At 67.3% G+C, this 15,361-nt stretch carries 15 protein-coding genes; 7 read left to right on the top strand and 8 right to left on the bottom strand.

Annotated features, from left to right (window positions below):
• The first annotated feature begins 362 nt into the window (after nt 1-362).
• Complete coding sequence (gene kch, locus MHZ91_RS00755) at nt 363-1,574, top strand: voltage-gated potassium channel protein (RefSeq protein WP_239211395.1); 1,212 nt, start codon at nt 363-365, stop codon at nt 1,572-1,574.
• On the opposite strand, the gene MHZ91_RS00750 is transcribed toward kch, so the two are convergent.
• Nucleotides 1,551-3,155, bottom strand: coding sequence for an EAL domain-containing protein (locus tag MHZ91_RS00750; protein ID WP_239211394.1), 1,605 nt, complete (start codon nt 3,153-3,155; stop codon nt 1,551-1,553). The genes kch and MHZ91_RS00750 overlap by 24 nt on opposite strands.
• 253 nt (nt 3,156-3,408) lie before the next feature.
• On the opposite strand from MHZ91_RS00750, the gene MHZ91_RS00745 reads away from it, so the two are divergent.
• The 3 genes from MHZ91_RS00745 to MHZ91_RS00735 are packed head-to-tail and all read left to right on the top strand — an operon-like array spanning nt 3,409 to nt 5,537.
• Nucleotides 3,409-3,870: a hypothetical protein gene (locus tag MHZ91_RS00745; RefSeq protein WP_370647765.1), complete on the top strand. Its 462-nt coding sequence runs from the start codon at nt 3,409-3,411 to the stop codon at nt 3,868-3,870.
• A complete protein-coding gene (gene phbB / locus MHZ91_RS00740) occupies nt 3,860-4,606 on the top strand; it encodes an acetoacetyl-CoA reductase (protein WP_239211391.1) in 747 nt (248 codons plus the stop codon). The genes MHZ91_RS00745 and phbB overlap by 11 nt, the downstream gene beginning before the upstream one ends.
• Nucleotides 4,607-4,655: 49 nt before the next feature.
• Nucleotides 4,656-5,537 carry an EamA family transporter gene (locus MHZ91_RS00735; protein ID WP_175137825.1) on the top strand — a complete coding sequence of 294 codons (882 nt, stop codon included), beginning with the start codon at nt 4,656-4,658 and terminating at the stop codon, nt 5,535-5,537.
• Nucleotides 5,538-5,580: 43 nt separating this feature from the next.
• Here the strand turns inward: MHZ91_RS00735 and MHZ91_RS00730 are convergent, their stop codons facing one another.
• From MHZ91_RS00730 to MHZ91_RS00700, 7 genes are all read right to left on the bottom strand, one after another.
• The gene (locus tag MHZ91_RS00730) at nt 5,581-6,165 is read right to left on the bottom strand and encodes a WG repeat-containing protein (RefSeq protein WP_239211389.1); all 585 of its coding nucleotides are present in this window, start codon (nt 6,163-6,165) and stop codon (nt 5,581-5,583) included.
• A 116-nt stretch (nt 6,166-6,281) separates the two neighbouring features.
• The gene (locus MHZ91_RS00725) at nt 6,282-7,259 is read right to left on the bottom strand and encodes a tripartite tricarboxylate transporter substrate binding protein (protein WP_175137827.1); all 978 of its coding nucleotides are present in this window, start codon (nt 7,257-7,259) and stop codon (nt 6,282-6,284) included.
• Nucleotides 7,260-7,333: 74 nt separating this feature from the next.
• The gene (gene tcuB, locus MHZ91_RS00720) at nt 7,334-8,569 is read right to left on the bottom strand and encodes a tricarballylate utilization 4Fe-4S protein TcuB (protein WP_286897352.1); all 1,236 of its coding nucleotides are present in this window, start codon (nt 8,567-8,569) and stop codon (nt 7,334-7,336) included.
• Nucleotides 8,556-9,971 (bottom strand): FAD-dependent tricarballylate dehydrogenase TcuA, encoded by a 1,416-nt coding sequence (gene tcuA / locus MHZ91_RS00715; RefSeq protein WP_175184688.1) that lies wholly within the window; start codon nt 9,969-9,971, stop codon nt 8,556-8,558. Before tcuA ends, tcuB begins: the two co-directional genes overlap by 14 nt.
• A 77-nt stretch (nt 9,972-10,048) precedes the next feature.
• Complete coding sequence (locus MHZ91_RS00710) at nt 10,049-10,975, bottom strand: LysR substrate-binding domain-containing protein (protein ID WP_239211385.1); 927 nt, start codon at nt 10,973-10,975, stop codon at nt 10,049-10,051.
• Between the two features lie 3 nt (nt 10,976-10,978).
• Nucleotides 10,979-11,677 (bottom strand): glutathione binding-like protein, encoded by a 699-nt coding sequence (locus tag MHZ91_RS00705; protein WP_175122464.1) that lies wholly within the window; start codon nt 11,675-11,677, stop codon nt 10,979-10,981.
• A 42-nt stretch (nt 11,678-11,719) separates the two neighbouring features.
• On the bottom strand, nt 11,720-12,151 hold the full coding sequence (locus MHZ91_RS00700; RefSeq protein WP_239211382.1) for a hypothetical protein: 432 nt from the start codon (nt 12,149-12,151) through the stop codon (nt 11,720-11,722).
• A 231-nt stretch (nt 12,152-12,382) separates the two neighbouring features.
• On the opposite strand from MHZ91_RS00700, the gene MHZ91_RS00695 reads away from it, so the two are divergent.
• The 3 genes from MHZ91_RS00695 to MHZ91_RS00685 all read left to right on the top strand — a co-directional run bounded on the left by MHZ91_RS00695 (nt 12,383) and on the right by MHZ91_RS00685 (nt 15,349).
• Nucleotides 12,383-13,792 (top strand): hypothetical protein, encoded by a 1,410-nt coding sequence (locus MHZ91_RS00695; protein WP_239211380.1) that lies wholly within the window; start codon nt 12,383-12,385, stop codon nt 13,790-13,792.
• A 56-nt stretch (nt 13,793-13,848) separates the two neighbouring features.
• Complete coding sequence (locus MHZ91_RS00690; protein ID WP_175122021.1) at nt 13,849-14,013, top strand: hypothetical protein; 165 nt, start codon at nt 13,849-13,851, stop codon at nt 14,011-14,013.
• 115 nt (nt 14,014-14,128) lie between these two features.
• On the top strand, nt 14,129-15,349 hold the full coding sequence (locus MHZ91_RS00685) for a CaiB/BaiF CoA-transferase family protein (RefSeq protein ID WP_239211378.1): 1,221 nt from the start codon (nt 14,129-14,131) through the stop codon (nt 15,347-15,349).
• Nucleotides 15,350-15,361 lie beyond the last annotated feature (12 nt).

The raw sequence follows: 15,361 nt of genomic DNA, 5'->3' as shown, positions 1-15,361 counted from the left end.
AAAAACGCGGCGCTGCCCCCGAAGGGTAAGACGCCGCGCTAAAACAACACGTGAACCCGGAGTCATCGGCCGGCACCGATGCCTTCTACCTGGATCACGCGATTCCAACATTCGTGCCTCATACTACTCACGCACGGTCCGACCGTGGCCTGCGCCGGGTCTCTAGTCCCTGCACGGGCTGCAACGTGATCAACGCCTGGCAATGCGTCCACCCATGCTGCTGGGGGGCGTTACTGCCATATCGGCGGTGTTCCTTCCGGATAGCCGCCTGATGAGGAAAGTTTAGGACCTCGGACGCGTTTCCAGTAATTCTTTGTTGATAGTCTTCCATACCAGATTGATATAGCAAGCCCCTCCCCTCCATGCCCCTGCCCCAGCCATCCCTGCGCCATCGCCTCCGCAAGATACTGGCGTTTTTCCCGCCGAACTGGTGCCTTGCCATCCTGGTGGCGCTGGACGGCTACGCGTTCATGCACCCGGTGCTGCGCGAAGTCCGTGCCCGCGAATATTCGTTCTGGCTCGCGCTGGACAACTGGCACGAGATCATGCGCGTGGTCGGTCTGCTGGAGATTCCACGTCTGGTGCTAGGCGTCGGTTTGCAGGTGATTGCGCTAGGCTTGATCCTGAAGGCGCGCATCGCGTGGGCGTTCTCGCTGGTGCTGCTGATCGGCATCGGCACGTTCGCCATTCTGGGCGACGGGGGCCGCGCGGGGCTGGGCATCTACACGCTGGTCCTGGTGATTGCGCTGGTGGCGTACTGGCGGCGCTTTGACCGCGCCAGCGTGACGGCCGGGTCGCTGTTTGCGCTGGTCAGCGTGCTGTCGCTGATGATCTACGCGGTGTTCGGCACGCTATACCTGGGCAACGAATTCAACCCGCCGATTCTGGACGCGGGCACCGCGCTGTACTTCTCGATCGTCTCGATGTCCACGGTGGGCTACGGCGACATCGTGCCGCATAGCGGCACGGCGCGCCTGTTCACGGCGTCGATTATCATCCTCGGCATTACCGTGTTCGCCACCTCCGTCAGCGCGATCGCCGGACCGGTGATCGGCGGCAATCTGAAACGGCTCGTCAAAGGCAGGTTTTCTTCGGCCATGAGAAAAAACCACATCATCATCGCCGGCGCGACGCCCCTCGCGCTAAGCGTCTACCAGGGTCTGCGCAGCCGCAACGAAGAAGTCACCGTCATCGTGCCAACGGGCATGGCGCACGACTATCCCGCCGCCGCCGACCTGATCGAAGGCGATCCCTCCAGCGTGGACGTGCTGCACGTCGCGGGCGTCGCGCGGGCGCGTTATGTGCTGGCGCTGCGCGACGACGACGCGGAAAACGCATTCATCGTGCTGGCCGCGAAGGAAGCCACGGGCACCGACGGCGCCAAGACCGTGGCGCTGGTCAACACCAGCAAGCATCTGGAGAAGATCCGCCGGGTGCAGCCCGATCTGGTGTTTTCGGTGCAACTGCTGGGCGCGGAAATGCTGACGCGCGCGATCAACGGCGAACCCATGGACAGCCAGGCCATCACGGACCTGTTCTTTGCCAAGCCGTCATCCAACGCCAAGACCACTTGAACGCGATTGCGGCTCGCCCACCGGTGCGTTCGGTGGCACGTGCCCGGCGTACCACGTCACGAACTGATCCGACGGCATGGGCCGAGCAAACAGGTAGCCCTGGATGAACGCGACGCCGCGCCCGGTGAGATAGCGGAACTGCAGATCCGTTTCAACGCCTTCGGCTAACACCGCCAGGCCCAGACGATGGGCAAGCGTGATGATCACGTCCAGCACTGGCGCGTCTTCGCCGGTGGGTTCGATGGCATGCACGAAGCCCTTGTCGATTTTCAGGTAATCCACCGGAAAGCGCTGCAGATACGACAGCGAGCAGTGGCCGGTGCCGAAGTCGTCGATGGCAACACGCACCCCCTGCTCACGCAGCGCGTCGATGTTGCGCCGCGCCTGGCCGTCATCGGTGATCAGGCTGCGTTCGGTGATCTCCAATACCAGGGTCGGGTCACGATGGGCGATGTTGGCGGCGAAGCGCTCGACGTCGGTGGTGAACTCGGCGCATGACAAATGCTCGGCGGCAATGTTGACTCCGACGTGAAACCCCGGCGGCGTGGTCCAGCTGCGCATGTCGCGTTCGATCAGCGTAAACAGATGGCGCGTCAGCGGGGCGATCATGCCATCGGCCTCGGCCGCGGCAATGAAGACGTCCGGCCGCACGGATCCGACCCCGGGCCGCTCCCAGCGCAGCAGCGCCTCGACGCCGCTGCATTGGCCCGTTGCATGACCGTACACGGGTTGGTAATGCACCCTGAATTCATCAGCCCGGATCGCGCGGCGCAACTGCTCTTTGAAGGAACGGCGGTTCGCCTGCTGGCGGTAAGCGACCACGGCCAGGCCGAAACCGAGCAGTGCGGCGGCAGGCAGGTAGGTCATCATCAATTGCTGCCACGCCTGCACGACGGCTTCAGCCGGCGCATTGACGCGAATGGTCAGCGGTGTGGGCCCATCGTGGCCCGTGGTCTCGTGGTGGACCAGCTCGCGCGCCGCCCCCGCCGCACCCTTGAAATCGTTGTGAATGAACGCCCCGCCCTCGCCTACCTGCAGTTCGATGCGGTAATCGCGCAGGCTTGCCACGGCGTCCAGCAGATCCTGTACGTACCGTCCGTCGACCACCACGACGCCGCTGCGGCCCTCGGCGCCGGGCCGGCCCAGCAGGATCGCCGGCCGTTCGGGCGCCAGCGGCGTGCCGGTCACGGTAAAGCGCCAGCGGTCGGGCGGCAGGTCGGATACCCACTTGCGAAACTCCGAGACCGGGTAGTCGATCTTGCCAACAGCCGACGAACAATAGATGCGATCGCCGCGTACCAGGAACAGGGACCGCAGATACGGGTTCAGTGCGCCCCAGCGTTGCAGGTCGGGCAGCGCTTCGTCGCAGGACAGCGCCGTCAGCGCCGCCACCCGGTCCGCCAACGTCCACGTCTGCGTCAGGACGTGCTGCGTCTGCACCCGCACGATGCGCGCGGCCGACTCGGCTTCAAGGCGCTGTTCCTTCTGCGCGTGCCACCACGTCCAGGCGACGCAGGCGATCACCGGCAGCACCAGCGCCAAGGCCACGGGCAGATAACGCCACGAGGGAACACGATCCATCAGGCCTGATGTCGGCAAGGGGTCTCCGCGGCAGTGGGGGCCATTAGTACAGCTGCATCGTTGCGATGGGACACCATGTGCGGCGCTGCGTCAAGAACTGCGTGTGCGCTTGCGCCTTGCGCAAGGTTTGCGTCGGCAACGCTGGCCGTACCGCCGCTCGCTGGGCTATCGTTGACGGGCAAGCCCCTCTGCCGACGGCATGAGGCTCGTGTGTATTCGTTTCCCCTTAGCACGCCATTTACAAGGACGGATGATGAAGAAAGCAAATGCCTCCCTGCCCGCCGGCCTGACCGGCGCCAACGTCGCCTTCTGCCAGCGCCTGGCCCAGCTTGCGCAGGAAAGCCAGCAGCGCTGGCTGGAAATGGGCCAGCGTCTGGCCGGCGACAGCTCCGGCCAGGTCCTCGCCGCCCTCTCCCCCTTGAACCCCACCGCCAACTGGCAGGATGTCATGCCCGCCATGGGCGAGCTCGCGCGCAAACGCTGGCAGGCGCAACTGGAAGCCAGCCAGGCCCTCACGCACGCCGCGCTGCAGGAACAGGCCACCATGGCCGCCGGCGTGGGCGAAGCGATGTGCGAATGGTTCAAACAGGCTAACAGCGCGGCCGTCGACAACTCGCCTTTCGCGCAGATGTGGTCCACGATGACCAACCAGATGGCCGCCGCCTGCGCCGCCATGCAGGACGCCCATCAGCAGGGAGGCCGCCATGACCGCTAAACGGACCGCCCTCATCACGGGCGGGACGGGCTGCCTGGGCCGCGCCATCGCCGTCGCGCTGCACGATGCGGGCCACGACGTCATCGTCACCTACCATTCCAGCGAGAGCGCCACGCGCGAATGGATCAAGGAAGAGGCGGCAAAAGGCCGCACCTTCGCCATGTACAAGGTCGACGTGGCGGACTTCGACGCCTGCCAGGCGCTGGCGCGCAAGCTTGAAGAAGATGGGCGCCAGATCGACATCCTGGTGAACAACGCCGGCATCACGCGCGACGCCAGCCTGCGCAAGATGAGCGCGCAGAACTGGGCCGACGTCATGCACAGCAACCTGGACTCCATGTTCAACATGACGCAGCCGCTTTGCGGGCCGATGGCGGATCGGGGCTGGGGCCGCATCGTGAACATTTCTTCGGTGAACGGCAGCAAGGGTGCATTCGGGCAGACCAACTACGCGGCCTCCAAGGCGGGCATCCACGGCTTCACCAAATCGCTGGCGCTAGAAGTCGCCCGCAAGGGCGTGACGGTGAACACCGTGTCGCCCGGTTATCTGGCCACGCGCATGGTGCAGGCCGTGCCGCCGGAGGTCATGCAGGAAAAGATCCTGCCGCAGATCCCCGTGGGACGGCTGGGCGAGCCCGATGAGATCGGCGCGCTGATCGCGTTCATCTGCAGCGACGCGGCCGGGTTCATGACAGGCAGCAACGTCGCCATGAACGGCGGGCAGCATATGTATTGAAGGCGGCGGCCAGCGCTGCGCGCGCTGGCCGGCCGCTTCCCTTTGATTAATGTCCCGCAACACCGACCTCCTCCTGACCGCGCTCGCCCCCACGATCTGGGGCAGCACCTACGTCGTCACCACGCTGATGCTGCCACCGGGCTATCCGCTGACGGTCGCCATGCTGCGTGCCCTGCCCGCCGGCATCCTGCTGATGTTGTGGGTCCGTGCGCTGCCGCACGGCATCTGGTGGCTGCGCGTGTTCGTCCTTGGGGCGCTGAATTTTTCGGTGTTCTGGGCGTTGCTGTTCGTCGCCGCCTACCGCCTGCCGGGCGGGGTGGCGGCCACGCTCGGTGCGATCCAGCCATTGGTCGTGATCGCACTGGCCCGGTTGCTGCTGGGCGCTCCGGTGCGCGGGCTGTCCGTGGTGGCGGCATTGACGGGCCTGGCTGGCGTGGCGCTGCTGGTGCTGACGCCCAAGGCGGCGCTGGACCCCGTCGGCGTTGCAGCCGGGTTGGGCAGCGCGGCATCCATGGCGCTGGGCACCGTGCTGAGCCGCCGGTGGCAACCGCCCGTGTCCGCGCTGACCTTCACGTCGTGGCAATTGACGGCGGGCGGCATCCTGCTCGTGCCCGCAGCGCTGCTGGCCGAGGCGCCGCTGCCGACGTTCACGCTGGTCAATGTCATGGGCCTGGCTTGGCTGGGACTGATCGGCGCGGCGCTGACCTATGTGCTGTGGTTCCGCGGGGTGGCGCGGCTGGAACCCGCTGCGGTGTCGTCGCTGGGCTTTCTGAGTCCGCTGTCCGCCACGGTGCTGGGGTGGGCGATCCTGGGCCAAAGCCTGTCGCCGCTGCAATTGGCAGGCATGGGGGTGGTGGTGGGCAGCGTCTGGCTAAGCCAGCGCGCGCAACGTCAAACCGTGCCAGCGGTAGCGCCGCGGGCCGCGCGCTGAGCCTCATATTTGTAACGCGCGGCCCCCACCCTGTACGGCAGATTTATTGCGGGTGAGGCGCCCCGCGCGCCGCCTCCATCTCTGCCCGCAACGACATCGCATCCGGCCGCATGGGCAGCGCCAGCCGCCCTTCGCGGTCGATGGCGCCCCATTCTCCGCCCGTGACATAACTGTGTTCGCCGTCGCGCGTGCGCTCGATGCGGCAACCCTTGCACACCGCGGCGAGACCACCCTCGAAGCGGTCGACCCAGTCGTAAGGCGTAGCCAGCACGCGGTTGAGTTGCCTGTCGTAGTAGGCCATGCCGCCGGCCCACGGTCCGCGCGTCAGGCCTTCCTCGAAATCGTCGGCGCCGTTATCGAACGTGACCACGGCGACGGCGCGTCCGTCGGGCCGCACCCAGTGCCACGAGCCATTGGCCGTTGCGGGTGACAGGCCATCCTTGCTGAAATCCATGCGCGCCATGACGGCGGGACGGAATTCGACGCTACCGTTCGTGGCGCGGGCGCAGTGCTGGACGTGTTCGAGGGAGCCTTCCGCTTCCTTGTCCGCAAAGAAGCACGGAAGGTCGTATTCAAGGGCAGGGCCCGAGGTCAGGGCCAGCGAGGTAAGCAAGGCGGCAATCAGCATGCGGGGCATCCTAGCATGGCGGATTCGCGCTCATCCGCCCGTCTGATGCCCGGCAAATCCCGTCGGTCTTCAGAAATCCTCAAAGGCTGAAAGAAGCCGCGAGACCGCCTGCCGCCTCAATTCGCCGTGGCGCCAGAGTCCTTGACCGCCTTCGCCCACGCCGCGATCTCGGTCTGGATGAACTTGCCGAATTCGGCGGTGTTCACGCTGGAGGCGCGCGCGCCCTCTTCCAGCAGGCGCTGCTTGACCTCGGGCGAGGCCAGCGCGCCGGTCAACGCCTGATTCAGCTTGGCCACCACCGCGTCCGGCGTACCGGCCGGCGCAACGATGCCGTGCCAGGACACCGCCTGAAAGCCAGGCAAGCCGGATTCGGCCATCGTCGGCACGTCGGGCATCGCGGACGAACGCTCGGGCGACGTCACGGCCAGTGCGCGCAGCGTGCCGGCCTTCACATGCGGCAGGACGCCCGGAATGGTGGTGAACATGAAGTCGATCTGGCCGCCGATCAGGTCCGTGATCGCGGGGCTGCCGCCCTTGTACGGCACGTGCGTGAATTCCAGCTTGGCTTCGCTCTTGAACATCTCGCCCGCCAGGTGCCCCGGCGTGCCGGCGCCCGCCGAGCCCATGTTGGTCTTGTCGCCCTGCGAACGGATGAACGCGATCAGCTCCTGCACATTCTTGGCCTTGACGTTGGGGCCGACGACCAGCACGTTGGGCACGGTGGCCAGCAGCGTGACCGGCGTGAAGTCCTTGACCGCGTCGTACGAAATGCGCGAGTACAGCGACGGGTTGATGCCGTGCGTGCTGGCGGTGGCCAGCAGCAGCGTGTAGCCGTCCGGCGCGGCCGAGGCCACCTGCTTGGCGGCGATGGTGCCGTTGGCGCCGCCCTTGTTGTCGATCACGATCGTCTGGCCGAGCGTCTTGGCGGCTTCGGCAGCGACGGTGCGGGCCAGGATGTCGGACGTGCCGCCCGCCGAATGCGGGACGGCCAGCGTGATCGGCTTGGCGGGAAAGGTCTGGGCGTGCGCCGCCGGCAGGGCCGGGGTCAGACAGGCGGCCAGCGCGCAGCGCGCCAGCAAACGAGTGCGGAACATGGGAGTCTCCAGGGTTGTGGCCGGCTGCGGCGCCTCGAGCGGGCGCTGTCAGGCCGGCGGTAAGGCCGGTCCGGTCAGTCCGAACCGAGCTGCAGCTTGTTGGGCTGGCGTTTTTCGATGGACCACTTCAAGAGCGCGGCCGAGCGGTAGATGCCATGGGCGAACTTGCCGTAGGGCAAGGTCAGGAACAACGCCATCACGACGCCAAGATGGATCGCCAGCAGCAGCGCCATCGCGCTGCCGTCGCGGCCGGCCAAGAGCGCCAGGCCCGTCGCGCTGGTCAGGAACAACAGCACGATGAAGCCCCGGTCCATCGGTTTCTGCGCCGCGTCGCCCTGCAGCGGATGGCGCTTGACATTCAGCCACAGCAAGCCGGCTGGCCCGATCAAGAGGCCGATGCCGCCCGCGGTGCCCAGCAGCACCGGCGCGCTCAGGATCGGATACGGCGCCTGCTGGTCCAGCAGATAGTGGTAAAGCGTGGCGACACACGTGGCTGCGAAACACAGCATGAAGCCGTAGAACGTGAAGTGGTGAAACCGCCGGCGCCACAGCGTGAAGGCGTCGTCGGCGTTGTTGCAACCCTTGCCGTGGCCGCCGTCCAGATAGCGCAGGCGCAGCGCGTCGTGCGCCGCCTCGGCCACCGCTGCGCCGGATGCCGCCCCCGGGCTGACGTTGCGCCAGAACCGCGTCACGCCCACCGCCAGCGCCAGCATCGAAAAGCCGAACACCACGCCAAACATCAGCGCCAGCGTGTTGTGCGGGAACACGGCGTAGAAATTGCCTGCCATCGGCTCGTGGAACAGGCCGCCCGCCATCACCACCGCCAGCACCAGGAACAGCGCCAGTCCGGCGGCCGTGGCCAGCGACAGCGCGAGGCCATTGCGCTTGTACAGCGTGCCCAACGCCGCGGGCCACGCATAGTCGGTGTAGGTCTGCATCCGCACCTTGGCCATGGCCTGCGGCACGTTGACGGCGAACTCGTGCGGCGGCGCGTACTGGCACGCGTGCAGACAGGCGCCGCAGTTATGGCACAGGTTGGCCAGGTAGTTCAGGTCGGCCTTGCCGAATTCCAGGCGGCGCGTCATGGCGGGAAACACCGCGCAGAAACCTTCGCAGTAGCGGCAGGCGTTGCAGATCTGCATGACGCGCGCCACTTCGGTCTCGTCATCGGTCAGCGATTCCGTCAGCGGCTTGGCGCCCCTTGCATGAAAATGCACGGGCTGCTCGGTGGGCGCCGGAGTCGGGATAGGTCCGGACTGGCTGGTGGAAAAGGACTGCGCCTCGCGGGCCAGGGCTTCAAGCTGCTTCACGGTGTGCTCCCGCAGGGTTCTGGCCGAGCGCCGCGGCGGCGGCGCGGGTGCCGGCAATGCGGCCGAAGGCCGTGCCGATGGACATGCCCACGCCCGCCGTGTATCCCTTGCCCAGCACGTTGCCGGCCATCATTTCGCCCGCGACAAAGAGGTTGTCGCTGGGCTGGTCGTTGAACCGGACCGCGGCGGTGTCGTCCACCTTCAGGCCCAGATAGGTAAAGGTGATGCCGGGACGCAGCGCATAGCCGTAGAACGGCGCGGTGTCGATGGGCCGCGCCCAGTGCGTCTTGGCGGGCGTCAGGCCTTCGGTATGGCAGTCGTCCAGCGCGGTGTGGTCGAACTTGCCGACGCGGCAGGCCGCGTTGTAGTCCCCGACCGTCCTCTCGAAGGTGGCCGCATCCAGCCCCAGCTTCTCCGCCAGTTCGGGCAACGTATCGGCCTTCACGCCCGGAAACACCGGCGGCATGAAGCGGCCGATCGCCTTGGCGTCGATGATGGAATACGCGATCTGGCCGGGCTGCATGGCCGTCAGGCGCCCCCAGATGGCGTAGCGCTTGGGCCAGAAGTCCTCGCCCTCGTCGTAGAAGCGCTCGGCGTCGCGGTTGACGACCACGCCCAGCGACACGCAATCGATGCGCGTGCAGATGCCGCCGTCGTAGAGCGGCGCGCGGGCGTCGATGGCCACGCAATGCGATTGGGAGGGGTCGCCGATGCCGTCGGCGCCGGCATCCAGCATGAATTTCAGCAGCACGCCCATGTTGAAGCGCGTGCCGCGGATCAAAAAGTTGTCGGCCGGCCATTCGCCGCGCTCGTTCTGACCCCAGGCTTCGCGCAGCCATTCGCGGTTGGACTCGAAGCCCCCTGCGGCCAGCACACAGGCGCGGGCCTCGATGCGCTCGTCGCCAATGCGCGCGGCCACGAAGCGGCCGTTGTCCAGGTCCAGCGAATCGACCGGCGCGTTGTAGCGGATCTGCACACCCAGCGCTTCGGCGCTGCGGTAATAGGCATTGACCAGCGCCTTGCCGCCGCCCATGAAGAACGCGTTGGTGCGCGCCACGTGCAGCGCGCCCGACAGCGGCGGCTGGAAGTTCACGCCGTGGCGGCGCATCCAGTCGCGACAGGTGGAGGACTCGCGGATGACCAGCCGCGCCAGATGTTCATTCGTCAGCCCGCCCGTCACCTTGAGCAGGTCCTGCCAGTATTCCTCTTCGGGATACGCGTCGATCAGCACGTCCTGCGGCGCATCGTGCATGCAGCGCAGATTGCGCGTGTGCTGGGAATTTCCGCCCCGCCATTCCTTTGGCGCCGCTTCCAGCAGCAGCACGCTGGCGCCGGCTTCGCGCGCCATCAGGGCCGCGCACAGCGCCGCATTGCCCCCACCAATCACCAAGACGTCAACCATGCCATCTTCCCCAATTCAAGGGGCAGACTCTACGCAGCGGCGCGCCGCTGCGATATCAGGCAGGCGTCAACGGGTATTCACGATTCGTGAAGAGCGACCACCGCCCATTTGCCTTCGCGGGCCAGGGTGCGGGACACGTCGGCCATGACCAGCCGGGCCGCCAGCGCCGCGGGCGACAGCTCCTCGTCCGACAGGCTGGCCAGCAGGTTGGAGCGGAACAGGTGGGCATCGTCGATGCGCGCCATCTGCAACTGGCCGGGCGCGATGCGCGCGGTGGCCGAACTGGGCTGGATCGTCGCCGCGCCGCCCTGCTGCACCACGTCCATCAGCAGGGACAGGCCATCGACCTCGGCCACCACCCGGGGCGTGCGTCCCAGTTGCTGGAAGGCGTTGTTGACCAGCGCCCGCAGGCCGTGGCGGCCGCTGGGCAGCACCAGCGGCAGGTCGGCAATGGCCTCCAGCCGCGTCGTGTCGCCAGACGGCACGCCGGGCATGCCGGGCCGGGCAAAAAGGAACAGGGGCTCGTCCAGCAGCGGCATCACGCTCCAGCGGCGCGCGGATTCGGCATGGAACACGATGGCCAGATCCAGCAGGCGGCCGTTGAGCATGTCGGTCAGGTGCCCGGACAGCGCTTCGACCAGATGCAGCCGGATGTCGGGGTAACGCGCATGCATGGCCTGCAGGAAGGGCGCGCCCAGCACCGCCGCCGTCGTGGACGGCAGGCCGACGCTGACGTGCCCGGCCAGCCGGGCCTGTTGCGCAGCCTGGACGGCGTCGTCGGCGTGGCGCAGGGCCAGCTGCGCCTGCCGGAAAAACGCCAGCCCCGCGTCCGTGGGCACCACGCCGCTGGCGCTGCGCTGCAACAGCCGCGTGGACAGTTCGCCTTCGAGACGGCTGATCTGCTGGCTGAGCGCCGACGTGACCATGCCGATCGACATGGCCGCCCGGCCGATGCTGCCGGCCTCGACCACGCGCACGAAGTAACGGAGCTGGCGCAGTTCCATCGGTCAGCCCGGAATGGTCAGACCCTTGGCGACCGCGGGCCGCGCCACGAACGCGTCCAGCACGCGCGCGACGTTCTTGAACGACGAAAAGCCGACGAGGTCGCCGGCGTCATAGAAGCCCACCAGGTTGCGCACCCACGGGAAGATGGCGATGTCGGCGATGGTGTACTGGTCGCCCATCACCCAGTCGCGCCCTTCCAGGCGCTGGTCCAGCACGGCCAGCAGGCGCTTGGACTCGTCCACATAACGGTCGCGCGGGCGCTTGTCTTCATAGTCCTTGCCCGCGAACCGATGGAAAAAGCCCAGTTGGCCAAACATCGGTCCGATGCCGCCCATCTGGAACATCACCCATTGCAGCGTCTCGAAGCGACCCGCCGTGTCCGCCGGGATGAACTGGCCGGCCTTGCTGGCCAGGTAGACCAGGATCGCGCCGGACTCGAACAGGCCCAGCGGCTTGCCGTCCGGCCCGTTCGGGTCGAGGATGGCCGGGATCTTGTTGTTCGGGCTGAGCGACAGGAACTCGGGCGTGAACTGGTCCTTGGTATCGAAGGCGACCCGGTGGACTTCATAGGGCAGACCGGTTTCCTCGAGCATGATCGACGCCTTCACGCCGTTGGGCGTCGGCAGCGAATAGAGCTGGATGCGGTCGGGATGCTGGGCGGGCCACTTCTTGGTGATGGCAAAGGCGTCTAGGGAGGACATGCAGGGTATCTCCGGGGGAGGCGGGGTTGGGTGACGACAATCCTAGCGCAAAAGCCGGCGCAAACCCCACCGCAGCGCGGTCGCCGCGACGGCGATGGGCAGGACCAGGCGCCATTGCGCCAGAAACAGTTCGCGCGTGGCCTCGCCGGGGGCCCAGGTGTTGCCGAACACTTGCGGGGAAGGCGGCGCGAGGTACAGGGCGAGCAGCGCGGCGGCAAACGTCGCCACGAGGCCCCAGGAGAAGGATTGGCGCAGCTTGGCCGGGCGCTCGGCCACGATCAGCATCAGCACACCAGCCAGGCCGGCCAGGACCGCCTGGGCGTAGAAATCGCGCGCCGAGAACATGTACGGCGCGTCGGAGACCACCCAGCCGAGGTCACCGGTCTGCAGCAAGGACGTCAGGCACGCGCCGAAAAGCGCGGCGGCAAAGGACAGGAGAGACAGGTCCAGGGCACGCAGGATGAGTTTGGACATTGGGCACGGCGGGGAAGGCGAAGGCGAAGGCGCGAGGATGCCACACGTTGACGCGGGCGCGGGGCTGTCAGCGGCGCGAAGCCGCCACGCGCATCGGATCCCGCGGCCCGCTACGCTTTCGGTTTGTGATGCACAATCCGGCTCGCGCTTGCGTCGCAGCGCCCTGCTTAGGCAGGCCTTCTCCCCTACCGCCGTGGCAGCCCGCCGCGCCCGGCGCCACTGGCAGTCCCCATGAAGCACCCGCAGCAACGTTCCGGACAATCCGCCTCACCCGCACTTCCCGGCGCCGCATCGCGCCCCGCCTGGTTCGCATCGGCCTCTGCGTCATGCCTGGCGGCCGTGCTGGGACTGGCCGCGGCGGCCGCGCATGCAGCGGCTCCGGCAGGCACGGCGGCCGCGCAGGTGTCAGACACCCCAAGCCGCACGCGCAGCCTGACGTTGACGCTGATGGATGGCAATGGCCCCGCCCCCGCGCCGCATACGCCGTACCGCGTCTTCGTTACCGGCTCGAACGACGAGATTCTCGATACCCCTTCCGGCGACGGCATCCTGCATGGCGTCACCGACGCCGAAGGCCGCACGGCGCTGATCCGGACCTCGCTGCCGCATACGGAAGACGACTTCACCCTGATCCGCCGCATCGGCGACGGGCCTTGGGGGCACTTCTTCCAGTTGCAGCGCAGTGGCAGCACCGAGCCCTTGCCGGCCTGGCCGTACATCATGACCATGCCCCAGCGCTGGGGCGAACAATGGGTGGACCTGGGCTACACCACCCGGCAGGGCGCGACGGCCTACTTCAGCCACGACGTGCCGGCGGGTTCGGTGTCGCTGCATATCGATGCGGACGTCACGCGCGACAGCAAGTGCTTTGCGGAGCTGGACGCCGTCAACCGCAAGTTCGCGCAGCACGACGCAGACGGCGCCCGCGCGCTGATCGGCGCCATGCGCTGCACCCGCAGTGCCGAGCAGAAGCTGGACCTGGCGCGGCTGCTGCTGGCCGCTGGCCAAACCGATCTGGCGCGGCACTGGCTGCTGCAGACACGGCAGCGGCCGTTTCCGGACATGTTCAAGCCGGTTGACGACGCCGACCGGCGCAAGCGGCTGGAAGTGGAGCGCCTGCTCGGCATGCCCGATCTGGTGCTGGAGGATTCGAACGTCTTGCAGGCCCGGCAATCGAAAAAGCACGCCGCCGACGCAACGGACCTGGCGAACAACACCGCCTACTTCCTGGCGGACTTTCCCGACTACCTGCCGCAAGCGGAGGAACAGGCCCGCCGCTCGCTGGCGCGCGTCGGCCCGCGTCCGTACAACCAGGGCACGCTGGGCTGGATTCTGGCCCTGCGCGGCCAGACCGACGAAGGCCTGCGCCTGATGCGTCTTGCCTACCGCGACCTGCCGCGCGACGAAGAAATCGCGGCCGATTACGGCCTGGCGCTGTGGCGCAGCGGACAAAAAGACCTGGCGGCGCGGCTGTGGGACGAAGCGCAGCGCGAATGCGTGTGGGGCGTTCGCCTGCACGCGGCGCTGCGCGAAGCAGGCTACCCGCACCCGTACTTTCATCCCGCGGATTCCGACCCGGTGAACGCGTATCGCGCGCGTTGCGCAAAACCCCGGATCAAGGCGAAGACTGCGGGCCTATAATCCGCGCATACGCTGCAAGCCACGCGCCTGCTGAGGGGCAGACGCAGGAGACCTCCATGACATCCTCCCTGAAGCGCCTGCTTTCTCTTCTTGCCGCCACCCTGCTCCTGGCCGGTTGCGGCGCCGGCCCCGGCGGACCGCCGCACCCGGGCGCGGCAAATCCGTACAGCTCCGGCGGGTTCAACGACGCCGGGCCTGACTATCCCAACACGGGACGCTGACGCCGACGCACGATGACGGCCTCAATCCGCATAACAGCTTTGCGCTCGCGGGCCCCTCCCGCAGCGCCCGCCAACTCCTAGACTGCCTGCACATACCGCAGTCAAGGAGAAGGCTTTGCAGCCGCTGTTATCGAATCTCAAAGTGCTGGACCTGAGCCGCATCCTGGCCGGTCCCTGGGCCAGCCAGATCCTGGCCGACCTGGGCGCTGACGTCATCAAGGTCGAGCGGCCGGGCCAGGGCGACGACACGCGCTCCTGGGGCCCCCCGTTCCTGAAGGACGAAGAAGGCCAGGACACCAAGGACGGCGCCTACTTCATTGCCACCAACCGCGGCAAGCGCTCCGTCACGCTGGACCTGCAGACGCCGGAAGGCCAGGCGCTCGTCAAGGAACTGTGCCGCGATGCGGACGTGGTGCTGGAGAACTACAAGGTCGGCACGCTGGCGCGCATGGGGCTGGATTACGACACGCTCTCCAAGATCAATCCGCGCCTGGTGTACTGCTCTGTCACCGGATTCGGGCAGACCGGGCCACGCGCCGCCGAACCCGCCTACGACTTCCTGATCCAGGCCATGGGCGGCCTGATGAGCGTCACCGGCGAACGGGACGACAAGCCCGGCGGCGGTCCCCAGAAGGTCGGCGTGCCGATCGTGGACCTGACCACCGGCGTGTATGCCGCGCTGGGCATCGTGGCCGCGCTGCTGCGCCGCGCACAGACCGGCCAGGGCGAATACATCGACGTCGCGATGCTGGACGTGCAGGTGGGCCTGCTGGCCAACCAGGCAATGAACTTCCTGTTGGGCAACAAGGTGCCGCGCCGCACCGGCACCGCGCATCCCAACATCCAGCCGCAGCGCACCTTCGCGTGCGCCGATGGCGACATCGTGATCGTGGTGGGCAACGACGGGCAGTTCGCCACGCTGTGCGACATGCTGGGCCAGCCCGAGCTGGCGCAGGACCCGCGTTACATCACCAACAGCCAGCGCGTGCGCAATCAGGACACCCTGGACCCGATCCTGGACGCCATTTTCGTCACCCAGCCGCGCGCCCACTGGCTGGCGGCGCTGAAAAAGGCCGGTGTACCGGCGGGCTCCATCAATACCGTTCCCGAAGTCTTCGAAGACCCGCAGGTCGTGCATCGCGCCATGCTGCGGCGCCTGCCGCATCCGGCCGCGGGGTCGGTGCCGCAGGTGATGAACCCGCTGCGCTTTGGCAGCGCCGCGCTGCGCGCCGACGCCGCGCCGCCGCTGCTGGGCCAGCACACCGCCGACGTGCTGGCGGAGCTGGGCCTGTCCGCCGAACAGATCCAGGATTACCGCGACCGCAAGATCATCTGAACAAGAAAAGGA

It is taken from the genome of Achromobacter sp. ACRQX (assembly GCF_022346505.1).
GTDB classification, from domain to species: domain Bacteria; phylum Pseudomonadota; class Gammaproteobacteria; order Burkholderiales; family Burkholderiaceae_B; genus Achromobacter; species Achromobacter animicus.
Note: the sequence above shows the minus strand (reverse complement) of the source record. Positions and strands in the feature narration are given on the sequence as shown.